The sequence below is a fragment of the Azonexus hydrophilus genome (assembly GCF_038368255.1).
GTDB classification, from domain to species: Bacteria; Pseudomonadota; Gammaproteobacteria; order Burkholderiales; family Rhodocyclaceae; genus Azonexus; species Azonexus hydrophilus.
The window spans coordinates 3,311,882-3,331,082 of record NZ_CP151406.1 but is presented as its reverse complement, the minus strand read 5'-3'; the positions used below and the strand labels follow the sequence as shown (position 1 = coordinate 3,331,082).

The window sequence follows — 19,201 nt, the reverse complement described above, 5'->3', positions numbered from 1 at the left end:
AACGAGGCATAATCGCGGAGACTTGTTGTGGATGAGGTGCTGGATGGGTGAACGGCGACACATCGTTGCCCTGGTATTGCTGCCGACCTTGCTGTCGCTGGCATTGCTCCTCTTTTTCCTGCGCGGCTCGCTGCACGAATGGGCCGTCGAGCGTTGGGCCGAAGACAACCAGGCTTTTGTCGATGCCTTGGCAGCACGGCTGGACGCGGAGATCGAGCAGCCTTTGCAAATGCTCAAGCTGGTCGCCAGCAACCGGGCATTCCGGCATCTCGCCGAACGCCAGGCCATCGATCTTGCCTTGAACGGCATTCCCGAACACCTCGATCCTGAAAAACACGAAATTCTGGAGAGCCTGCGTAAAACCGGTGGTTTTTCGGTGTTGTTCGTGCTGACGCCAGAGGGCGATCACTACATTTCGCACCCTTACAGCGTGCAATTGGCGCTGCGCAAGTACAACCTGGCCGATCGCCCCTATTTCCAGCAGGCAACGACATTCAAGGAAGCCGTGGTGTCCGGCGGCTTTGTTGGTGCTGACGGCGTGCCGGCGGTGGCCATCGACGTGCCGGTGCTCGACGCTGATGGGAAGATCATCCTGCATCTGGGCGGCGTCCTGCATCTGTCACGCTTGAGCGGCTTGCTGATTGCCGACAAGATCAGCCCGTTCGAGCGGGCGGCCTTGTATGACCGTGAGGGCCGGCGAGTGGCAGATTCGCGGCATGGTACGGCGCAGGAGCTGATTACCCACGCCTTGCCGCCGGTGGTGCCCGGCATGGTCCGGGTGGCCGACGCCGATGGCGAGGCCTGGTTGCGCTTCGCCGTCGCCTTGCGCCACGGTTGGGTGTTGACCCTGGAACGTAGCGAAGCCTCCCTGAATGCGGCCATCGGGCCGCAGGTCTATCGGGTCATGCAGCTGGTGGCGTTGATGGTGCTGGTGCCCAGTCTGATCGGCATGCTGCTCGCCTTCCGTTTCAGTCGTCGCTGGCGGCGCGCCGACCAAGCCTTGCTGCAGGCCAATCAGGAGCTTGAGCAGCGTGTCAGCGAACGGACGCGGGCCTTGCAACTGTCCGAGGCACGCTTCCGGACCTTGTTCGAGTCGACCGGGGAAACGGTATTGATCCTTGATGGTTTGAGGATCGTCGACTGCAATCCGGCCGCGGCGACGCTGTTCGGTGCAAGCGACCAGAGTGCTCTGCTGGGCAGTACGCCACTTGATTTTTCTCCGGAAAATCAGCCTGATGGTCAGTCATCGTTGGTGTTGGCCAGAGAAGTGACTGCGCTGGCGCTGGCCGGCGAAAATCCGCGCTTTGAATGGATGCACCGACGCATCGACAACCGCCAGCCCTTCATCGCCGAAGTGATATTGGGGCGAATCAAGCTCGATGACCGGGTGCTGATCCAGTGTAGTCTGCGCGACATGACCGAGCGTCGACGTATCGAAACCGAACTCGCGGCGCACCGTGAGCATCTGGAACAACTGGTCGAACGGCGCACGGCCGAACTGGCGCAAGCCAAGCAACTGGCGGAAAGCGCCAGTGTCGCCAAGAGTGCGTTCCTGGCCAACATGAGCCATGAAATCCGCACGCCGATGAATGCCATTCTGGGCATGGCCCGGTTGGTCCGCAAGGGGGGATTGAACGACGAGCAACTCGGGCAGATGAGTAAGCTGGAGGCGGCCAGCGATCACCTGCTCGAAATCATCAACGCCGTGCTCGATTTGTCCAAGATCGAGGCCGGGCGGTTTACGCTGGATTCGGCGCCGCTGCGGGTGTCGGCATTGGTTGCCAACGTGGTGTCGATGATGCAGGAGCGAGCGCGCAGCAAGGGTCTCGTGCTCGATGCCGAGGTCGCCGAAATACCCGGTAACCTGCTTGGCGACGCCACGCGGGTGCAGCAGGCCCTGCTCAATTACGTCAGCAATTCAGTCAAGTTCACCGAGCGCGGCAGGGTTGCCATCAGGGTAATCGTCGAGGACGACAGCAGGGTGTCGGTGCGCTTGCGTTTCGAAGTCGAGGATACTGGCGTCGGTATCAGCGAAGAAGCGCTGGGCCGACTCTTTTCAGCCTTCGAGCAGGCCGATGCCTCGATCACCCGCCATTACGGCGGCACCGGCCTGGGGCTGGCGATTACCCGCAAGCTGGCCGTGCTCATGGGCGGCGATGCTGGTGCCCGCAGCACGCCGGGGGTCGGCAGCCTGTTCTGGTTCACCGTCAGCCTGCAACGCGACCAGGCTGCCGAGGTGCAGGCCGATCTGCCGGTCGACGACGCGGAAGAAATCCTGCGCCGGGATTTTGCCGGCCGTCGCGTGCTGCTGGTCGAGGATGAGCCGATCAACCGCGAAATTGCGTTGCTGATGCTTGAGGATGCCGGGCTGTCGGTCGATCAGGCCGAGGATGGCGGACAGGCGGTGACCATGGCGGCGAATGGCGCCTACGACCTGATCCTGATGGACATGCAGATGCCGACCATGGACGGCATCGAGGCGACCCGGCGTATCCGCGAGTTGCCGGCGTGCCGGGCGGTGCCGATCCTGGCGATGACCGCCAATGCCTTTGCCGAAGACCGCGCCCGCTGCCTGGCGGCGGGCATGGACGATTTCATGGCCAAGCCGGTCGTGCCCGAGCGGCTGTACGCGATGCTGCTGCGTTACCTGTCCGCGCCTCGTTCGTCCTGACGTCGGCGCCACACCTGCCAGCGTTCGCGGCCGGCGAAGACCGGGATCGAATCGGCGACCGGGCGATCTTCGATGCGCTCGAACGCCGGTAGCAGCAGCGTGTCGAGCTGCTCCGGCTGGATGCCGAACGGTGGGCCCTTCAATTGCTCGCAGACGAAGAAATAGCCGGCCAGCAGGCCGCCTGAGGGCAGCAGCGCTGCTACCTTGCCGGCCCAGTCCGTCCACAGCTTGCGCGGCAGGGCGCAGAGGAAGGCGCGTTCGTAGATCAGCGTCGGCGGCGTGGCCGGGGCGTAGCTGAAGAAATCGGCACAGACCAGTTCGACGGCGTGTCCGGCCAGTACCTCGCGGGCCCGGGCGACGGCGACCGGCGAGAAATCGAGGGCGGTGACCGGCCAGCCGGCGGCGGCCAATCGGGCGGCTTCCCAGCCGCTGCCGCAACCTGGAATCAGCGTGTTCATCGGGGTTTGCCGGGGGCTGACGAAGGCGTCGAAATCCGCCGGTACACAACCGGCATCCCAGGGAGTGACCCCTTCAGCGAAGCGTTTGCACCAGAAATCCGGATGTTCCGGCCGCTGTGCCGGCACCTTGTCCTGTTCGCTCATGGCTTGCGTTGCAGTGCCCGGGTCGATTGTTCGATGGCCGCTTCGAGGTAGCTCTGGTAGAAGTCCGGCAGGCGAGCGCCGACGATGGGTTCGTGGAGTTGCCGGCCGTCCGGCCCGTAAAAGGCGACGACCGGCACCAGGCGGATCTTTTCTGCGGCAGCAAAGCGGGCGTGCGTGGTGTCGCGCCCGGCGAAGTCGGTCAGCGCGGCGTTGCTGTCCTGGGCGACCTCACGGACGACCACCCGCCCGGCGTAACGCGGATCGACCGCCAGCGGGCCGAGGAAGTCGCGCTTGATGGTCTTGCAGAAGCTGCAGTCGGCCCGGCTGTAAAGAATGATCAGCGGGCCGCCGGCCTTCGCCGCCTGGCGGGCTTCGGCGTCAAGGTGGCTGGCCTGGGCAAGCTGGGGCGCGGCGGGGGCGGTCAGGGGCAGGCATGCTAGAATCAGCCCCCCAAACAGCACGCTCCAAGACTTCCAGGATTGCCTCATGTCTGCTCCGTCGAAAATCATCATCGCCTCCCGTGAATCCCGTCTGGCCATGTGGCAGGCGGTGCATGTCCGGGATCGTCTGTCGAGTTTAAATCCCGCTGCGGAAGTTGTCATTCTCGGCATGACCACCAAGGGCGATCAGATTCTCGACCGGCCGCTGGCCGAGATCGGCGGCAAGGGGCTGTTCATCAAGGAACTCGAAGTGGCGATGCAGGAAGGCCGGGCGCACCTGGCCGTGCATTCGATGAAGGATGTGCCCATGGTGATGCCGGAAGGCTTCGTCCTGGCCGCCATCTCGGCCCGCGAGAATCCGCGTGACGCTTTCGTCTCGAACAAGTATGCCGGCCTCGACGCGTTGCCGGCCGGTGCCGTCGTCGGTACTTCCAGCCTGCGCCGCGAGGCCGTCCTGCGCGCCAGATACCCGCAACTGGTGATCAAGAGCCTGCGCGGCAATCTCGACACCCGGCTGAAGAAGCTCGACGCCGGCGAATACGATGCGATCATCCTGGCCGCCGCCGGCCTGATCCGTCTCGGCCTGAAGGACCGGATCAAGACCGTTCTGACGCCGGAACAGTCGCTGCCGGCACCGGGCCAGGGCGCGCTGGGGATCGAACTGGTCGACGGCGATGCGGCCATGGCCGCCGTCGTCGCGCCGCTCAACGACGCCGAGACGGCGCACTGCGTCAAGGCCGAGCGCGCCCTGTCCCGTGCCCTGGGTGGTTCCTGCCAGGTGCCGCTGGGCGGCTACGCGATCATCGACAACGGCCAGTTGTGGCTGCGCGGCTTCGTCGCCAGCGTCGACGGCACGCAGATGGTCAGCGGCGAAGTCCGTGGCAATCCTGCCGATGACGAAGCTCTGGGGCGCCAGCTCGCCGATGTCCTGCGTGCCCAAGGGGCAGAAGCCATCCTGGCGGCACTGGCCTGTCACAAGTAAGCATGGGCCCGTCCGGCCCGCTTGCCGGGCGCACCATCGTCGTCACCCGGCCGCGCGCCCAGGCGGCGCCATTGGCCAAGATGATCGCCGCGGCCGGCGGCAATGCCCTGCTATTTCCCCTGCTGGAAATCGCGCCGGCCGACGATGCTGGCGGTTTGAGCCAGGCGGCGGCGCAACTTGCGGAATATTCGCTGGCGGTTTTCGTCAGCCCGAACGCTGTCCGCCATGCCTTGCCTGTGCTGCTTGTCGGTCGTGCCTGGCCGGCCGGTGTACAGGCGGCGGCTGTCGGTCCGGGGACCGTCGCTGCGCTGGCCGATGCCGGCGTACCAAACTGTCTGGTGCCGGCCGCGCGTTACGATTCCGAGGGGCTGCTCGAACTCCCCGAACTGGCCGCCGACAGAATGGCCGGCCAGCGGATCGCCATCTTCCGCGGCGACGGCGGGCGCGAGCTGCTGGCCGATACCTTGCGCGCCCGCGGGGCGCAGGTCGATTGCATCACTGCTTACCGGCGTAGCGGGCCGGCCGGCAGCTTTGACGTCCTGCTCGAAGCCTGGCGCGGCCAGCGACTGGATGCGCTGGTGGTGTCGAGCAGCGAGGCCCTGCATTATCTGGTCGCCGGCCTGGACGAGGCCGGGCGGGCCTGTCTGATGGAAACGCCGCTGTTCGTTCCGCATGCGCGGATCGCCGAGACTGCCCAGGTGCTCGGTTTGCAACGCATCATCCTGACCGCAGCCACTGACAGCGGCCTGATTGAAGGATTACTTGCTTATAATTGGTCAGCATGAACGCCGAAACTCCTTCCTCTCCCGTTTCCGATCCGGATCTCCCGCCTGTCGTTCCCGCCCGGGCGCGCAAGGGCATTGCCGTCTGGGTGCTGCCGGTGCTCGTCCTGGCCGGCCTGCTGGCCTGGCACTGGTTCGAAACGCGTCAGCAGATCAACGAACTGCGCCAGGGTGTCTCGCGCCAACTGGCCGATGCCGCCGTCACCTCGCGCAACGATGCTCAGATCGATCAGCAACTGTTGCAGCGGGCCAAGGCGCTTGACGAGCGACTGGCTGCCGTCGAACAGCGACTGGCCGAAACCCGGGACCAGGAGGCTGTGCTCCAGACCCTGTTCCAGGATGTGGCCAAGGGCCGCGAGGAGGCCGAGTTGCTCGAAATCGAGCAGGCCGTGACGCTGGCCGTTCAGCAGATCCAGCTGGCCGGCAACGTGCCGGTCGCGCTGCTTGCCCTGCGTTCGGCGGATGCGCAACTGGCCCGGCTCGACAAGGCCCGCCATCTGCCGCTGCGCAAGGCCCTGGCTGCCGACATCGCCCGCCTGAACGAGTTGCCGCTGGTCGATGTGCCGGGCATCAGCCTGCGTCTGGAGCAGATCGTCGCCGGCATCGACAAGTTTCCCTTTGCCGTCCATGGCCGGCCGGTGGAAGCCGCAGCCGAAGCGGCGGCCGACGAAGTGTCGGCGCTGCCGTGGTGGCGTCTGGTACTCGCCGACCTGTGGCAGGAAACGCGCAGCATGATCCGCATCCAGCGCTTCGACCGCGAGGAGCCGGCCCTGCTGGCGCCGGGGCAGGGCTTCTTCCTGCGCGAAAACCTCAGGCTGCGCCTGCTCAGCGCTCGTCTGGCGCTGTTTGCCCGCGAGCAGCGGACCTTCCGCAACGAGCTGACCGTTGCCGGCAGCTGGCTGGAAAAGTATTTCTCGACCGAGGACCGTGCCGTCCAGGCCGCCATCGAGCAGATCAAGGCGCTGTCTGCGGCCGAGATCGTCATCGACCTGCCCGACCTGCGCGCCAGCCAGCAGGCGCTGCTGACCCTGCGTGAAGAAAAGGTGGCGCGGTGAGAGGATTGTTCTGGGTCGTCGCGCTGTTTGCCCTGGCGGTGGCGGTCGCGCTCGGCGCCAGCATGAACGACGGCTATGTGCTGATCGTGCTGCCGCCCTGGCGGGTCGAGGTTTCGCTCAATTTCCTGTTGCTGGCCTTGCTGCTGGCCTTTGTCGTCTTCTACGCGCTGTTGCGCGCCTTGTCGCTGACCTTCGGCATGCCCCAGCGGGTGGCCGAGTATCGTCGGCGGCGCCAGCGGGAAAAATCCGGACAGATTTTCCAGGATGCCGTGCGTTTCCTGTTCGAAGGCCGTTTCGGGCAAGCCCTGAAGCGTGCCGGTGAAGCCTACGAGGCCGGCCGGGCGCCGGCGCTGGCCGCCCTGATCGCCGCGCGCGCGGCCCAGCGCCTGGGTGAGCCGAAGCGTCAGCAGGAATGGCTGGACAAGGCCAAGCAGCAGGATGCGCGCAACGAATCGGCGACGCTGATGCTGGAAGCCGAAATGCTCAACGAAGCGCGGCGTTTTCACGAGGCGCTGCGGGTCCTGCAACGGTTGCAGCAGCGCGAGGGCCGGCATATCGCGGCCTTGCGTCTGGAACTGCGTGCCCGCCAGGGTAGCGGCGACTGGGATGGCGCCTTGAAATTGCTGCGCCAGCTGGCCAAGCGCGATGCCCTGCCGGCCGACATGGTCCGGCCCTTGGCGACCAAGGCCCATCTGGCCAATCTGGCGCGTTGTGGCGACGATCGCGATGCCCTGATCGCCTATCTGCGCCAGGTGCCGGCCGACGAGCGTGGGGTCGAGGTCGTGCTGGCGGCAGCCAAGGGGCTGGCGGCAGCGGCGGCCGATGACGAGGCGCAACGATTGATCGAGGGCATGCTCGACCAGGACGACGAGGAAGTCTGGCAGAGCGAGCTGGTGTCCATCTACGGTCGCCTGGGCGGCGGCGACCAGATGTCGCGCATCGCCCGGGGCGAGACCTGGTTGCGGCAGCGCCCGGATCATGCCGGATTATTGCTGGCGCTGGGGCGGATGTGCGTCCGTCAGCGCTTGTGGGGCAAGGCGCAGAGTTACCTGGAAGCATCGCTGTCGGTCGAGGAGACGCAGGCGGGGCATCTGGAACTGGCGCGTCTGGGCGATCAGCTCGAACGGGTCGACGAGGCCAACCGGCATTACCGCGCCGCGGTACGGCCGGACAATGGCGAAAAATAAAACGCGGAGGAGTGGGAAGTGCTGAATATCGACATGCGCAAGATCTACAACTTTTACCCTGTCGAGCCGGCACCCGCGCCCGATGCCTTGCCCACTGGCGGCGATATCTACTACGAATGCCTGGATTGCACGGTGATCGTCAATTCCGTGCCGCACATCAAGGCCGCCTGCGCCTGCGGCAATCTGCAGGGCGGCGGCGGCAAGCTCGAGATCAAGGACCCGGTGCGCGTCCGGGTCGTCAAGGGCAAGCTGAAGTAAGGCTTACGCCCAGTCCTGCGGCTGCAGGAAGACTGCGTAGAGTTCGGCCTCGGGCGTGCCGGCTTCCGGCTGCCAGTCGTAGCGCCATTTGACGATGGGCGGTAGTGACATCAGGATGGATTCGGTGCGGCCGCCGGATTGCAGGCCGAACAGCGTGCCCCGGTCCCAGACCAGATTGAATTCGACATAACGACCGCGCCGGTAGGCCTGGAAGTCGCGCTCGCGCTCGCCGTAGGGCGTGTCGCGGCGCTTGGCCAGCACCGGCAGATAGGCCTGGGTGAAGGCATTGCCGACGGCCTGGGTCAGGCTGAAACAACGTTCGAAACCGCCCTCGTTGAGGTCGTCGAAAAAGACGCCGCCGACACCGCGTGGTTCGTTGCGGTGCTTGAGGAAGAAATACTCGTCGCACCATGTCTTGTATTTCGGATAGACCTCGTCGCCGAAGGGTGCGAGGGCATCACGGCAGGTGCGGTGGAAGTGCTGCACATCCTCGCGCTGGCCGTAATAGGGCGTCATGTCCATGCCGCCGCCGAACCACCAGACATCGTCCTCGCCTTCCTTGGTGGCGACGAAGCAGCGCACGTTCATGTGCGCCGTCGGGCAGTAGGGATTGCGCGGGTGCAGCACCAGCGACACGCCCATCGCTTCCCAGGCGCGGCCGGCCAGTTGCGGGCGCACGGCGGTGGCCGAAGCCGGCAGCGACTTGCCGGTGACGTGCGAGAAATTGACACCGCCGCGTTCGAAGAAGGCGCCTTCCTCGATCAGTCGGGAAATGCCACCGCCGCCTTCCGGGCGGACCCAGGAATCGGTGCGAAAGGGCTGGCCGTCGAACGCTTCGAGCTCGCCGACGATGCGGGCCTGCAGGCCGGTGAAGTAATCCTTGAGGCGGGTGGTGTCCATCTTGTCTCCGTGGGGTAAAAAAACGGGCGGCTCATTGGCTGGAATGAGCCGCCCGTCGTCATGGGGTTCAGGCCGTACTTAGCGGTTGATTGCCCGGTAACCGATGTCTTTGCGGTACTGCATGCCGTCCCAGCTGATCTGGACGGCAGCCTCGTAGGCCGCCTTCTGCGCCAGCTTGACGTTCTCGCCCAGCGCCGTGACGCAGAGGACGCGACCGCCGGCGGTGACCACCTGGCCGTCCTTGTCGGCCGTGCCGGCGTGGAAGACGTGCGCATCTTCGCCAAAGCTGTTGCCGGCCGGGAGGCCGATGATGGCGTCGCCCTTTTTCGGCGTTTCCGGGTAGTTGGCGGCAGCGAGAACGACGCCGAGCGCGACGCGACGGTCCCATTCGGCCTCGACCTGGTCGAGCGTGCCGGCGATGCCGTGTTCGAGCAGTTTGACGAAGTCGGACTTGAGGCGCATCAGGATCGGCTGGGTTTCCGGGTCGCCCATGCGGCAGTTGAATTCCAGGGTCTTGACCGAGCCGTCCTTGCTGATCATCAGGCCGGCGTAGAGGAAGCCGGAGAACGGAATGCCGTCGGCCGCCATGCCGCGCACCGTCGGCAGGATGATCTCGCGCATCGCCTTGGCGTGGATTTCCGGGGTGACGCAGGGCGCCGGCGAATAGGCGCCCATACCGCCGGTGTTCGGGCCCTGGTCGCCGTCGAAGATGCGCTTGTGGTCCTGGCTGGAGGCCAGCGGCAGGACGTTCTTGCCGTCGACCATGACGATGAAGCTGGCTTCCTCGCCATCGAGGAATTCCTCGATGACGACGCGGGCACCGGCATCGCCCAGCTTGTTGCCGGACAGCATGTCGTCGATGGCGGCGTGCGCTTCCTCGAGTGTCATGGCAACGACGACGCCCTTGCCGGCGGCGAGGCCGTCGGCCTTGATGACGATGGGCGCGCCCTTCTTGTCGATGTAGGCGTGGGCGGCGGCGACGTCGGAGAAGGTCTCGAATTCGGCCGTCGGGATGTTGTGGCGAGCCATGAAGCGCTTGGCGAAATCCTTGGAGGATTCGAGCTGCGCCGCTGCCTTGGTCGGGCCGAATATCTTCAGGCCGCGGGCGCGGAAGACGTCGACGACGCCAGCCGCCAGCGGCGCTTCCGGACCGACCAGGGTCAGGTGGATCTTGTTTTCTTCGGCAAAGTCGGCGAGCGCCTGCGGGTCGGTGAGGTTCAGGTTTTCCAGCTCGTGCTCGCGCGCCGTGCCGGCGTTGCCCGGCGCGACATAGACCTTCTGCAGGCCCGGCGTCTTGGCCAGGCGCCAGGCCATGGCGTGTTCACGACCGCCGGAACCGATGACGAGGAGTTTCATGCTTTATTCCTTGTTAATGCCTGAAATGACGCGCACCCGTGAACACCATGGCGATGCCGTGTTCGTCGGCGGCGGCGATGACTTCCTCGTCGCGCATCGAGCCGCCCGGCTGGATGACGGCGACGGCGCCGGCTTCAGCCAGCACGTCGAGGCCGTCACGGAACGGGAAGAAGGCGTCGGAGGCGACGACCGAACCCTTGAGTTCGAGGCCGGCGTTCTGCGCCTTGATACAGGCGATCTTGGTCGAATCGACGCGGCTCATCTGGCCGGCGCCGACACCCAGGGTCATGCCGTCGCCACAGAAGACGATGGCGTTGGACTTGACGAACTTGGCGACGCGCTCGGCGAAGAGCAGGTCTTCGATCTGGCGCAGGGTCGGCTGGACCTTGGTGACCACCTTCAGATCCTTGACCTGGGCGGTGAAGTCGTCGGCCGTCTGCACCAGCAGACCACCGCCGACGCGCTTGAGTTCGAGTTTGTTCAGTTCGCGGCCGAGCGGTACCACCAGCACGCGCAGGTTGGCCTTGGCCGCCAGCGCAGCCTTGGCTTCAGCGGTGAAGGACGGGGCGATCAGCACTTCGACGAAGTGCTTGCGTTCATTCATGGCGTTGACGATGTCGATGCCGACTTCGCCGTTGAAGGCGATGATGCCGCCGAAGGCCGAGGTCGAATCGGTCAGGAAGGCTTTTTCGTAGGCGCGCACCAGGGCGCTGTCGACCGCCACGCCGCACGGGTTGGCGTGCTTGATGATGACGCAGGCCGGGGCGTCGAAGGCCTTGACGCATTCCCAGGCGGCATCGGAGTCGGCGATGTTGTTGTACGACAGTTCCTTGCCCTGCAGTTGGGTGTAGGCGGCAATGCTGCCGGCCAGCGGCGTGGTGTCGCGGTAGAAGGCAGCTTGCTGATGGGAATTCTCGCCGTAGCGCAGGATTTCGGTGCGGTCGAAGGCCAGTTGCAGCTTGGCCGGGAACAGTGACGGCACCGGTGCGGCGGCTTCAGGCTGGGCTTCAGCGCCGTCGTCGAGGCCGGTCAGCCAGTTGGCGATCATGCTGTCGTAGCGGGCGGTGTGGGTGAACGCCTTCTTGGCCAGGTTGAAGCGGGTGCCCAGTTGCAGGGCGCCGCCGTTGGCCTTCATTTCGTCGAGCAGCGGCTGGTAGTCGGTCGGATCGGTGACGATGGCGACGCCGGCGTAGTTCTTGGCCGACGAGCGGACCATGGCCGGACCGCCGATGTCGATGTTCTCGATGGCGTCGGCCAGCGTCACGCCGGTCTTGGCGATGGTGGCGGCGAAGGGGTAGAGGTTCACGCAGACCAGGTCGATGGTCGGGATGCCGTGTTCTTCGATGGTCGCCAGGTGTTCCGGCAGGTCGCGACGGGCGAGGATGCCGCCGTGCACCTTCGGATGCAGGGTCTTGACGCGGCCGTCGAGCATTTCCGGGAAGCCGGTGTAGTCGCCGATTTCGGTGACGGCCAGGCCGGCGTCGCGCAGCATCTTGGCGGTGCCGCCGGTGGACAGCAACTTGACACCCTGGGCGGCCAGGCCTTGGGCGAATTCGAGTACACCCGTCTTGTCGGAGACGGAAATCAGCGCTTGCTTGATGGTCATGGTGGTCCGGATTTACAGTAGTTGATGTTCGGTAAGCTTCTTGCGCAGCGTGTTGCGGTTGATGCCGAGCATCTCCGCAGCCAGCGTCTGGTTGGTGCCGGCCTTGGCCAGGACCAGTTCCAGCATCGGTTTTTCCACGCTCTTCAGGACCATGTCGTAGATTGCCGCCGGCTTTTCGCCGTCGAGGTCCCGGAAATACTGCTCCAGTGCGTTGATCACGCACCGCCCCAAGTCATGTTGGCTCATGCTGCCAACGCCTCCTCTAGTGTCTTGTTTTCTTCGTATTGCAGATGATCGTGTTCTTCCGCGTATTGCTGGAAGAACTGGTCAACGGCTTCCCGCTGCGCCTCGACGGTCGGCAGCGTGTTCATCATCTTGCGGAACGCCGCCGAGCCGACCAGGCCCTTGGTGTACCAGGAGATGTGCTTTCTGGCGACCTTGACCCCCGTGTCCAGGCCGTAGAAATCGTAGAGGTCTTCGAGATGCGCAAGCAGGATCGCGTGGATCTCGGAAACCGGTGCCGGCGCCATTTTTTCGCCGGTCTTCAGATAATGTTCGATCTCGCGGAACAGCCACGGCCGGCCCTGGGCGGCGCGGCCGATCATGATGCCGTCGGCACCGGTGTGGTCGAGCACATGTTTGGCTTTTTCCGGCGTCGTGATGTCGCCGTTGGCGATCACCGGAATGCGGATCAGCGTCTTGACCATGGCGATGGTGTCGTATTCGGCCTCGCCGGTGTATTGCTGGCAGCGCGTCCGGCCGTGGATGGCGACGGCGCGCACGCCGGCGCTCTCGGCGATGCGGGCGATGGTCGGCGCGTTGCGGTTGGCCAGGTTCCAGCCGGTGCGGAATTTCAGCGTCACCGGGGTGTCCGGGACGGCGCCGACGACGGCGTCGAGGATGCGGCCGACTAGGGCCTCGTCCTGCATCAGCGCCGAACCGGCCATCACGTTGCAGACCTTCTTGGCCGGGCAGCCCATGTTGATGTCGATGATCTGAGCGCCGTTATCGACGTTGTGACGGGCCGCTTCGGCCATCATCCTGGGGTCGGCACCGGCAATCTGCACCGAGATCGGCGCCACTTCGCCGACGTGGTTGGCGCGGCGCAGCGTCTTGGCGCTGCCGTAGAGCAGCGAGTTCGAGGTGACCATCTCGGAGACGGCCAACCCGGCGCCCAACTTCTTGCACAATTGGCGGAAAGGACGATCGGTCACGCCCGCCATCGGTGCAACGAAGAGGTTGTTTCGCAAGGTAAAACCGGCAAATTCCATGGGCGACGAATGGGCGCAACAGCGGCGCCGGGCAGATCAGGGGAAGCCGTGAATTCTACCTGATCCGGCGCCTAAAAAATAGTCAAATCGTCAGACTCAGGGTTAACAGCAATGCGAACACCAGTTGCAGGCCGGCGGTTGCTGCCAGCAAGCCGTTGAAGCCTGGGCCCGGCGTTTCCCGCCAGAAACGGCGGATCAGCCACAGCGCAAGCGGCAGCGACAGCAGTGGCCAGACGGTGCCGCCGAGCAGCAGCAGGTAGGGCGAAAGGAGTTCGCCGGCGTACAGCCAGCGTGTCGCCGGCCGGCCGAGGCGTACGGCCAGCGTGCGCTTACCGCTGGTGGCATCGCTGTCGAGGTCGCGGTAATTGTTGACGGTGATCACCGCCGCCGCCAGCAGGCCCAGTTGAAGGCCGGCCAGCAGCGCCGCCGGGCTCAGCGCCAGGGTTTGCAGGTAGTAGCTGCCGCCGACGGCGACCACGCCGAAGAAGGCGATCACGAAGAGTTCGCCCAGCGGTCCGTAGGCAATCGGCCTCGGGCCGCCGGTATAGGCCCAGCCGGCGGCCAGCGAGCACAGGCCGATGGCGACGATGGGCCAGCCGCCGTGGCTGGCCAGATAGATGCCGCAGGCGAAAGCCAGGGCGAAGCTGGTCAAGGCGCCGGTGCGGACTGCTGCCGGCGTCAGCCAGCCTTCGGCGGTGGCGCGCGGTGGCCCGATGCGGCCTGGTTGGTCAGTGCCGCGCAGGAAATCGCCGACATCGTTGAACAGGTTGGTGCCAATCTGGATCAGCGCCGCGCCGAAAAGCGCTAGCAGTAATGGTAACCAGAGCAGTTGGCCGTTCTGCTGCCAAGCGATGGCGGTGCCGACGATCACTGGCGATAGCGAGACAGTCAGGGTCTTCGGGCGGCAGGCGAGGAGCCAGGCGGTGCTTTTCTTCATTTGGTGCAGACCGGGGGCGAATGGTGCGACATTAGCTTAGGCTTCGCGCATTCGCCTTGGTTTGGATCAAGGCCAAGCGCGGGCGCCCCAGATCATGCGTTTGGCAACGAAATGGCGGGCCGGCGGGAAGACGTCGAGCGCCAGCAGGCCGAGGCCGCGGGCCAGTCTGAGCGGCGCGCAGTCGTTGGAGAAGGCCTTGACCACCTTGTCGGTGAAGAAGGCGCCGCCTTCGCGGTCGAGCCGGCGGCTGGCGGCGTAGGCAGCAAGGTCGATGCCGGCGACGCCGTCTTTAAGGAGTTGGTCGGCGAGTTGCCAGGCGTCGCGCAGGCCGAGGTTGAACCCCTGGCCGGAAACCGGGTGCAAGGTCTGTGCGGTGTTGCCGATCCACACTTCGCGGCCCCGGTGCAACTGGTCGCGCAGGCGCAGGGCGAGCGGGAAACGGCTGCGCTTGCCAGGCTTGGCGAAGCGCATGCTGCGGCCGAACTGGGCGCTCAGCGCGGCGACGAACGCGTCGTCGTCTAGCGCCATGACGGCGTCGGCCTTGGCCGGCGGCAGCGTGAACACGATCGAGTATTCGTCGCCCAACGGCAGCAGCGCCAGCGGGCCGTCCGGGGTGAAGCGTTCCCAGGCGCGGCGGGCATTCCCCGGCGTCGGCGTGACTTCGCAGATGACCGCGTGCTGGACGTAGTCGCTGACCGTGACGCCGGCTTCATCGCCCGGCGTGCCTTCGGCATGGACCAGCAGGCGGCAACGGATACGGCGCAGCTTGCCGGCGTGGCGCAGGGCGACGGTGGCGCCGTCGCTGTCGGCGGTGATGTCGATGATTTCCGCCTCGGTCAGCCGCGCGTCGTCGGCCAGCCGGGCGGCCAGTGCGGCGGCGAGGTCGCGGTAGCGGACGACGTAGCCGAGCGCCGGCAGCTTGTAGTCGCTGCGGTCGATCAGCGTGCGGCCGAAGCCGCCTTTCTGCGAGACGTGGATGGTCTCGATCGGCGTCGCTGCCCGCGTCGGCCAGCCGCCGAGTTGTTCGAGCAGTTCGCGGGCGCCGTGCGACAGCGCCAGGGCGCGAGGGTCGGCTTGCAGCGCGGCCGGTGGGCGCCGGTCGACGAGCAGCGACTGCTGGCCGCCGGCTGCCAGTGCCAGGTGCAGTGTCATGCCGACCGGGCCGGCGCCGACGATCAGGATGTCGACGTTTTCAACAGCTTCAGTCATGGCGCATCACTTCCTCGATTTCGGCCACCGTCTTCGGCGCTGTCGTATAGACATCGCAGCCGTCGGTCGTGACGCGCACGTCGTCCTCGATGCGGATGCCGATGCCGGCCAGTTCGGTGGGCACGTCGGCGCCCGGGCGGATGTACAGGCCGGGTTCGACGGTGATGGTCATGCCCGGTTGCAGCGTCGTCCAGTCGTTGCCGATCTTGTATTCGCCGGCGTCGTGCACGTCCAGGCCGAGCCAGTGGCCGGTGCGGTGCATGTAGAAACGGCGGAAGTCGCCCTTCTCGATCAGGGTGTCGACGCTGCCGGTCAGCAGTTTCAGGTCGACCAGGCCCTGCGTCAGCACGCGCACGGCGGCGTCGTGCGCTTCCATGAAGTGGCGGCCGGGCGCCGTGGCGGCGATGGCGGCGGCCTGGGCGGCCAGCACGATCTCGTACACATCCTTCTGTGCCGGCGTGAAGCGGCCATTGACCGGGAAAGTGCGGGTGATGTCGGCGGCGTAGCCTTCGACTTCGCAGCCGGCGTCGATCAGCACCAGCGTGTGGTCGTTCAAGAGCTTGTTGTTCTCGACGTAATGCAGCACGCAGGCGTTGGCGCCGCCGGCGACGATGGGTGTGTAGGCGTGGCCGTCGGCGCCGCGTTTGCGGAATTCGTAGGACAGTTCGGCTTCCAGCTCGTATTCGGCCATGCCCGGGCGGCAGGCGTGCATGGCGCGGGCGTGGCCGGCGCTGGCGATGTCGGCGGCGCGCTGCATGGTGGCCAGTTCGGCCTTGTCCTTGATCAGGCGCATGGCGTCGAGTTCGGCGCGCAGGTCGTGGATCGCGCGCGGCGCGCGCTTGCCGGCGCGGGCCTGGGCGCGGACTTCGTTCAAGGCCCTGGCGATGCGCGCATCCCAGGCCTCGTCGTGGCCGACGGCATGCCACAGCGTGTCGCGGTCGACCAGCAGTTCGGGCAGTTTTTTGTCCAGTTGTTCGATCGAGTATGCGGCGTCGAAGCCGAAGGCGCTTTTCGCGGCTTTCGGACCATAGCGGTAGCCGTCCCAGATTTCGCGTTCTTCGTGCTTGTCGCGGCAGAACAGGATGGACTTCGGTTTATTGCCGCCGACCAGCACGACCACTGCCTCCGGCTCGGGGAAGCCCGACAGGTACCAGAAATAGCTGTCGAAACGGTAGGGATAGTGCGCGTCGCGGTTGCGCACGACCTCCGGTGCCGTCGGGATGATGGCGACGCCGTCGCTTATGGTTTTGAGCAGGCGTCGGCGGCGGGTGAGGTAATGGGCGTGAGTCATTCAGTCGGTGTCTTTCTTCTCGATTCGTTGCTGCGCATGTTCGATCTGCCGGATGCTGCGCTCGGGCGTCGGCAGGTCTTCCGGCATGGTACCGCCGAGTTCCTTGATCGTCTCGCGCACTTTTCGGCCGACGGCGAGGTGGGTCAGGTTCGCCTCCTGCTTGCCTTTGACCCCGTCGCGGCGCAATTTCTCCTCGGTTTGCGTGGCGCGGAACAGGTTGGCGGCCAGTTCGGTGCTGCCCATGTGGTCGAGGATTTTCTGGCTTTTCTTCAAGCCCTTGCGGGCGTGGATGGCCTTGGCCCCCAGGCCGCCGTACAGGCCGCGATAGCCGTGGTCCTGGAAAACGGCGAAGTCGAGGCCACTTTCGACGCCGGCCTCGGCGGCAGCGGCAGCAAGGTATTTGTTGTGTTGTGCGAGTTCGTTGCGGATGGCGAGCCGCTTCTCGTCTTCGCTCAGTTGCCCGAAGGCGGTGTCGTTCGCCAGTTCCTGGCGGCGGGTCTGGATGGCAAAGTAAGTCTGGCCGTTGGCAATGACCGGCTTCGAGGGGTCGCCGTTCTGGACGATCAGGTAGCAGGCGTAGCGGGAGAGGCGGATGTCTTCGATCTGCCGTTTTGCCCCCGAGCCGATGTCGACCATTGTGAGGACATCCTCAAAATGGTCGGAAACAGCTTGGCCGCTTTGTTCACAGGCTATCCTAGCGCGTTCGATGGCGGGAAGAAAGTGTCGGTATTGCGAATAATCCAGTGCTGTTGCCAGTTTGCGGGCCAGCCAGTATTCGTTGCCGGCGTCGTCAAGTTGGCGCAGGCCTTCAAAGCTGGCATGGTGCTGGCGGGAAACGGGTGAGTCGGTCATCGCTGCATTCCTCCAGGGGTTGAAAGCGCCATGCTATTGGAATTTAACCTGCCTGTGCTGCGCGCAATTCGGCATCCAATTCGGCGAGCCGTTGTGGCGTACCCACGTCGACCCAGCGGCCGGCGTGATGTTCCCCGGTCAGCGTGCCGGCGGCAATCGCCGCGTCGAGCAGCGGGCGCAGCTTCATCGGCTGGTTGGCCGGCACATGGTCAAACATGGCCGGGGAAAAGACGCCGATGCCGGCGTAGGTGAGCGTTTGCTCACCGCTGGCGGGAACGATCCGTTCGTCGGCCAGCGAGAAGTCGCCGCCGCCGTGGTGGGCGGGGTTGTCGACCAGCAGCAGGCGGGCGCCGCCGGGCGGGCAGCCGCGCGCGGCGAAAGTTGGGAAATCGACGTCGCAGTAGACGTCGCCATTGATCACCAGGAAGGGCGCGTCGCCGAGTCGCGGCAAGGCGCGGGCGATGCCGCCGGCGGTTTCCAGCGCGCCCGGCGGTTCCGGAGAATAGGCGATGCTGAGTCCCCACTTCGATCCGTCGCCCAGCACGGCCTCGATCTTCTCACCGAGGTGGGCGTGGTTGATGACGACCTCGCTGAAACCGGCGGCGGCCAGTTTCTCCAGGTGCCAGACGATCAGCGGCTTGCCGCCGGCTTCAAGCAGCGGCTTCGGCGTGTGGTCGGTCAGCGGCCGCATGCGTTCGCCGCGGCCGGCGGCGAGGATCATCGCTTTCATCGCGGCCTAGCGGCGGTAGCCGATCTGCTCGGTGTTGCCTTCGAGCTTGTCGAGCAGGTTGAGCAGCGGCTTGAGCGGGATGTAGCGGCTGGCCGTCTTGCGCGCGTAGTTCATGAAGCGCGGCAGGTCCTCGCTGTATTTTTCCTTGCCGTCGCGGTACTTGAGGCGGCAGAAGATGCCGAGCACCTTGAGGTGGCGCTGCAGGCCCATCAGCTCGTAGTCGCGCCAGAAATCGCCGAAGTCGTTGCGCACCGGCAGGCCGGCGGCGCGGGCCTTTTCCCAGTAGCGGACGACCCAGTCGATTTCCTGTTCTTCTTCCCAGGAGATGAAGGCGTCGCGGAACAGCGAGACGACGTCGTAGGTGATCGGGCCATAGACTGCGTCCTGAAAGTCGATGATGCCCGGCGTCAGCGTCTGCGCGCTTTCGACGACCATCAGGTTGCGCGGCATGAAGTCGCGATGGACGAAGACCTTGGGCTGGTTGAGCGCCGAATTGATCAGGAACTTGAAGGTCCGGTCGAGCATCAGCAACTCGCTGGTGTCGAGCTGGACGCCGAGGTGGCGGCCGACAAACCATTCGGGGAAGAGGTCGAGTTCGCGGCGCAGCAGGGTTGCGTCGTAGGGCGGCAGCGTCGCGGCGGTCGACGATAGCTGCCATTTGACGAGCACGTCGAGCACCGGGCGGATCAGCGTGTCGGCCAGCGACAAGTCGGCGTTGAGCGCGTCGAGGTAGCCGATGCGGCCGAGGTCGGTGAGCACCAGGAAGCCGTTGTCGAGGTCCTGGTCGAGGATGCGCGGTGCCGCCAGGTCGGCCCTGGCGAGCAGGCCGGCGACCTTGATGAAGGGTTTGCAGTCTTCTTTTTCGGGTGGTGCGTCCATCAGGATGCGCGTGCTGCCGTCCGGCCAGGTCAGGCGGAAATAGCGGCGGAAGCTGGCGTCGGCGGACGCTGGCGTGATGGAAACGGACTGTTCGGGGAAGCGACTGGCAACCCAGTCGGTAACAAGTTGATCGCGCGACATCGAGTAGTGGACGGTTCGTTGTAAAATGGCGCGATTTTAACACCCGGGCATC

Annotated in this window: 19 protein-coding genes; 6 read left to right on the top strand and 13 right to left on the bottom strand. The window is 65.5% G+C overall.

Annotated elements, in window-relative coordinates:
• Positions 1-43 precede the first annotated feature (43 nt).
• Complete coding sequence (locus AADV58_RS16175; protein WP_051295285.1) at positions 44-2,671, top strand: response regulator; 2,628 nt, start codon at positions 44-46, stop codon at positions 2,669-2,671.
• On the opposite strand, the gene AADV58_RS16170 is transcribed toward AADV58_RS16175, so the two are convergent.
• Both AADV58_RS16170 and AADV58_RS16165 read right to left on the bottom strand, forming a co-directional pair.
• Positions 2,644-3,273 carry a methyltransferase domain-containing protein gene (locus AADV58_RS16170; protein ID WP_028994253.1) on the bottom strand — a complete coding sequence of 210 codons (630 nt, stop codon included), beginning with the start codon at positions 3,271-3,273 and terminating at the stop codon, positions 2,644-2,646. The two genes, AADV58_RS16175 and AADV58_RS16170, sit on opposite strands and share 28 nt — an antisense overlap.
• Positions 3,270-3,761 carry a thioredoxin family protein gene (locus AADV58_RS16165; RefSeq protein ID WP_157272445.1) on the bottom strand — a complete coding sequence of 164 codons (492 nt, stop codon included), beginning with the start codon at positions 3,759-3,761 and terminating at the stop codon, positions 3,270-3,272. The genes AADV58_RS16170 and AADV58_RS16165 overlap by 4 nt, the downstream gene beginning before the upstream one ends.
• Here AADV58_RS16165 and hemC point away from each other — a divergent pair.
• From hemC to AADV58_RS16140, 5 genes are read left to right on the top strand one after another with little or no spacing between them, the layout of a single operon-like run.
• Positions 3,760-4,695: a hydroxymethylbilane synthase gene (gene hemC / locus AADV58_RS16160; protein ID WP_028994255.1), complete on the top strand. Its 936-nt coding sequence runs from the start codon at positions 3,760-3,762 to the stop codon at positions 4,693-4,695. The genes AADV58_RS16165 and hemC overlap by 2 nt on opposite strands.
• A 2-nt stretch (positions 4,696-4,697) precedes the next feature.
• The gene (locus tag AADV58_RS16155) at positions 4,698-5,480 is read left to right on the top strand and encodes a uroporphyrinogen-III synthase (RefSeq protein WP_281985747.1); all 783 of its coding nucleotides are present in this window, start codon (positions 4,698-4,700) and stop codon (positions 5,478-5,480) included.
• Entirely contained in the window at positions 5,477-6,532 is a 1,056-nt protein-coding gene (locus AADV58_RS16150; protein WP_051295287.1) for a uroporphyrinogen-III C-methyltransferase, read from the top strand. Before AADV58_RS16155 ends, AADV58_RS16150 begins: the two co-directional genes overlap by 4 nt.
• The gene (locus AADV58_RS16145) at positions 6,529-7,719 is read left to right on the top strand and encodes a heme biosynthesis HemY N-terminal domain-containing protein (protein ID WP_028994257.1); all 1,191 of its coding nucleotides are present in this window, start codon (positions 6,529-6,531) and stop codon (positions 7,717-7,719) included. The genes AADV58_RS16150 and AADV58_RS16145 overlap by 4 nt, the downstream gene beginning before the upstream one ends.
• Positions 7,720-7,737: 18 nt before the next feature.
• Positions 7,738-7,977 (top strand): hypothetical protein, encoded by a 240-nt coding sequence (locus AADV58_RS16140; protein WP_028994258.1) that lies wholly within the window; start codon positions 7,738-7,740, stop codon positions 7,975-7,977.
• 3 nt (positions 7,978-7,980) lie between these two features.
• Here the strand turns inward: AADV58_RS16140 and hemF are convergent, their stop codons facing one another.
• The 11 genes from hemF to AADV58_RS16085 all read right to left on the bottom strand — a co-directional run bounded on the left by hemF (position 7,981) and on the right by AADV58_RS16085 (position 19,149).
• Positions 7,981-8,877 (bottom strand): oxygen-dependent coproporphyrinogen oxidase, encoded by an 897-nt coding sequence (hemF, locus tag AADV58_RS16135; protein ID WP_028994259.1) that lies wholly within the window; start codon positions 8,875-8,877, stop codon positions 7,981-7,983.
• A gap of 78 nt (positions 8,878-8,955) precedes the next feature.
• Positions 8,956-10,233: a phosphoribosylamine--glycine ligase gene (gene purD / locus AADV58_RS16130; protein WP_028994260.1), complete on the bottom strand. Its 1,278-nt coding sequence runs from the start codon at positions 10,231-10,233 to the stop codon at positions 8,956-8,958.
• Between the two features lie 13 nt (positions 10,234-10,246).
• Positions 10,247-11,839, bottom strand: a complete 1,593-nt coding sequence (purH, locus tag AADV58_RS16125; protein WP_028994261.1) for a bifunctional phosphoribosylaminoimidazolecarboxamide formyltransferase/IMP cyclohydrolase — start codon at positions 11,837-11,839, stop codon at positions 10,247-10,249.
• A gap of 12 nt (positions 11,840-11,851) precedes the next feature.
• Positions 11,852-12,085: a Fis family transcriptional regulator gene (locus tag AADV58_RS16120; RefSeq protein WP_028994262.1), complete on the bottom strand. Its 234-nt coding sequence runs from the start codon at positions 12,083-12,085 to the stop codon at positions 11,852-11,854.
• Positions 12,082-13,110 carry a tRNA dihydrouridine synthase DusB gene (gene dusB / locus AADV58_RS16115; RefSeq protein ID WP_028994263.1) on the bottom strand — a complete coding sequence of 343 codons (1,029 nt, stop codon included), beginning with the start codon at positions 13,108-13,110 and terminating at the stop codon, positions 12,082-12,084. Before dusB ends, AADV58_RS16120 begins: the two co-directional genes overlap by 4 nt.
• Positions 13,111-13,192: 82 nt before the next feature.
• The gene (locus AADV58_RS16110; RefSeq protein WP_028994264.1) at positions 13,193-14,047 is read right to left on the bottom strand and encodes a 1,4-dihydroxy-2-naphthoate polyprenyltransferase; all 855 of its coding nucleotides are present in this window, start codon (positions 14,045-14,047) and stop codon (positions 13,193-13,195) included.
• Positions 14,048-14,113: 66 nt separating this feature from the next.
• On the bottom strand, positions 14,114-15,256 hold the full coding sequence (locus AADV58_RS16105) for an FAD-dependent monooxygenase (protein ID WP_028994265.1): 1,143 nt from the start codon (positions 15,254-15,256) through the stop codon (positions 14,114-14,116).
• The gene (locus AADV58_RS16100; protein WP_028994266.1) at positions 15,249-16,547 is read right to left on the bottom strand and encodes an aminopeptidase P N-terminal domain-containing protein; all 1,299 of its coding nucleotides are present in this window, start codon (positions 16,545-16,547) and stop codon (positions 15,249-15,251) included. Before AADV58_RS16100 ends, AADV58_RS16105 begins: the two co-directional genes overlap by 8 nt.
• Entirely contained in the window at positions 16,548-17,399 is an 852-nt protein-coding gene (gene dinD / locus AADV58_RS16095; RefSeq protein ID WP_028994267.1) for a DNA damage-inducible protein D, read from the bottom strand.
• A gap of 43 nt (positions 17,400-17,442) precedes the next feature.
• Entirely contained in the window at positions 17,443-18,129 is a 687-nt protein-coding gene (murU, locus tag AADV58_RS16090; RefSeq protein ID WP_245580504.1) for an N-acetylmuramate alpha-1-phosphate uridylyltransferase MurU, read from the bottom strand.
• A gap of 6 nt (positions 18,130-18,135) precedes the next feature.
• The gene (locus AADV58_RS16085; protein WP_028994269.1) at positions 18,136-19,149 is read right to left on the bottom strand and encodes an aminoglycoside phosphotransferase family protein; all 1,014 of its coding nucleotides are present in this window, start codon (positions 19,147-19,149) and stop codon (positions 18,136-18,138) included.
• Positions 19,150-19,201 lie beyond the last annotated feature (52 nt).

Bases quoted from the DNA above. Each gene is read 5' to 3' on its own strand.
- AADV58_RS16175 (WP_051295285.1), top strand. From the start codon at position 44: ATGGGTGAACGGCGACACATCGTTGCCCTGGTATTGCTGCCGACCTTG.
- AADV58_RS16170 (WP_028994253.1), bottom strand. From the start codon at position 3,273: ATGAGCGAACAGGACAAGGTGCCGGCACAGCGGCCGGAACATCCGGAT.
- hemC (WP_028994255.1), top strand. From the start codon at position 3,760: ATGTCTGCTCCGTCGAAAATCATCATCGCCTCCCGTGAATCCCGTCTG.
- AADV58_RS16165 (WP_157272445.1), bottom strand. From the start codon at position 3,761: ATGAGGCAATCCTGGAAGTCTTGGAGCGTGCTGTTTGGGGGGCTGATT.
- AADV58_RS16155 (WP_281985747.1), top strand. From the start codon at position 4,698: ATGGGCCCGTCCGGCCCGCTTGCCGGGCGCACCATCGTCGTCACCCGG.
- AADV58_RS16150 (WP_051295287.1), top strand. From the start codon at position 5,477: ATGAACGCCGAAACTCCTTCCTCTCCCGTTTCCGATCCGGATCTCCCG.
- hemF (WP_028994259.1), bottom strand. From the start codon at position 8,877: ATGGACACCACCCGCCTCAAGGATTACTTCACCGGCCTGCAGGCCCGC.
- purD (WP_028994260.1), bottom strand. From the start codon at position 10,233: ATGAAACTCCTCGTCATCGGTTCCGGCGGTCGTGAACACGCCATGGCC.
- purH (WP_028994261.1), bottom strand. From the start codon at position 11,839: ATGACCATCAAGCAAGCGCTGATTTCCGTCTCCGACAAGACGGGTGTA.
- AADV58_RS16120 (WP_028994262.1), bottom strand. From the start codon at position 12,085: ATGAGCCAACATGACTTGGGGCGGTGCGTGATCAACGCACTGGAGCAG.
- dusB (WP_028994263.1), bottom strand. From the start codon at position 13,110: ATGGAATTTGCCGGTTTTACCTTGCGAAACAACCTCTTCGTTGCACCG.
- AADV58_RS16110 (WP_028994264.1), bottom strand. From the start codon at position 14,047: ATGAAGAAAAGCACCGCCTGGCTCCTCGCCTGCCGCCCGAAGACCCTG.
- AADV58_RS16105 (WP_028994265.1), bottom strand. From the start codon at position 15,256: ATGACTGAAGCTGTTGAAAACGTCGACATCCTGATCGTCGGCGCCGGC.
- AADV58_RS16100 (WP_028994266.1), bottom strand. From the start codon at position 16,547: ATGACTCACGCCCATTACCTCACCCGCCGCCGACGCCTGCTCAAAACC.
- dinD (WP_028994267.1), bottom strand. From the start codon at position 17,399: ATGACCGACTCACCCGTTTCCCGCCAGCACCATGCCAGCTTTGAAGGC.
- murU (WP_245580504.1), bottom strand. From the start codon at position 18,129: ATGAAAGCGATGATCCTCGCCGCCGGCCGCGGCGAACGCATGCGGCCG.
- AADV58_RS16085 (WP_028994269.1), bottom strand. From the start codon at position 19,149: ATGTCGCGCGATCAACTTGTTACCGACTGGGTTGCCAGTCGCTTCCCC.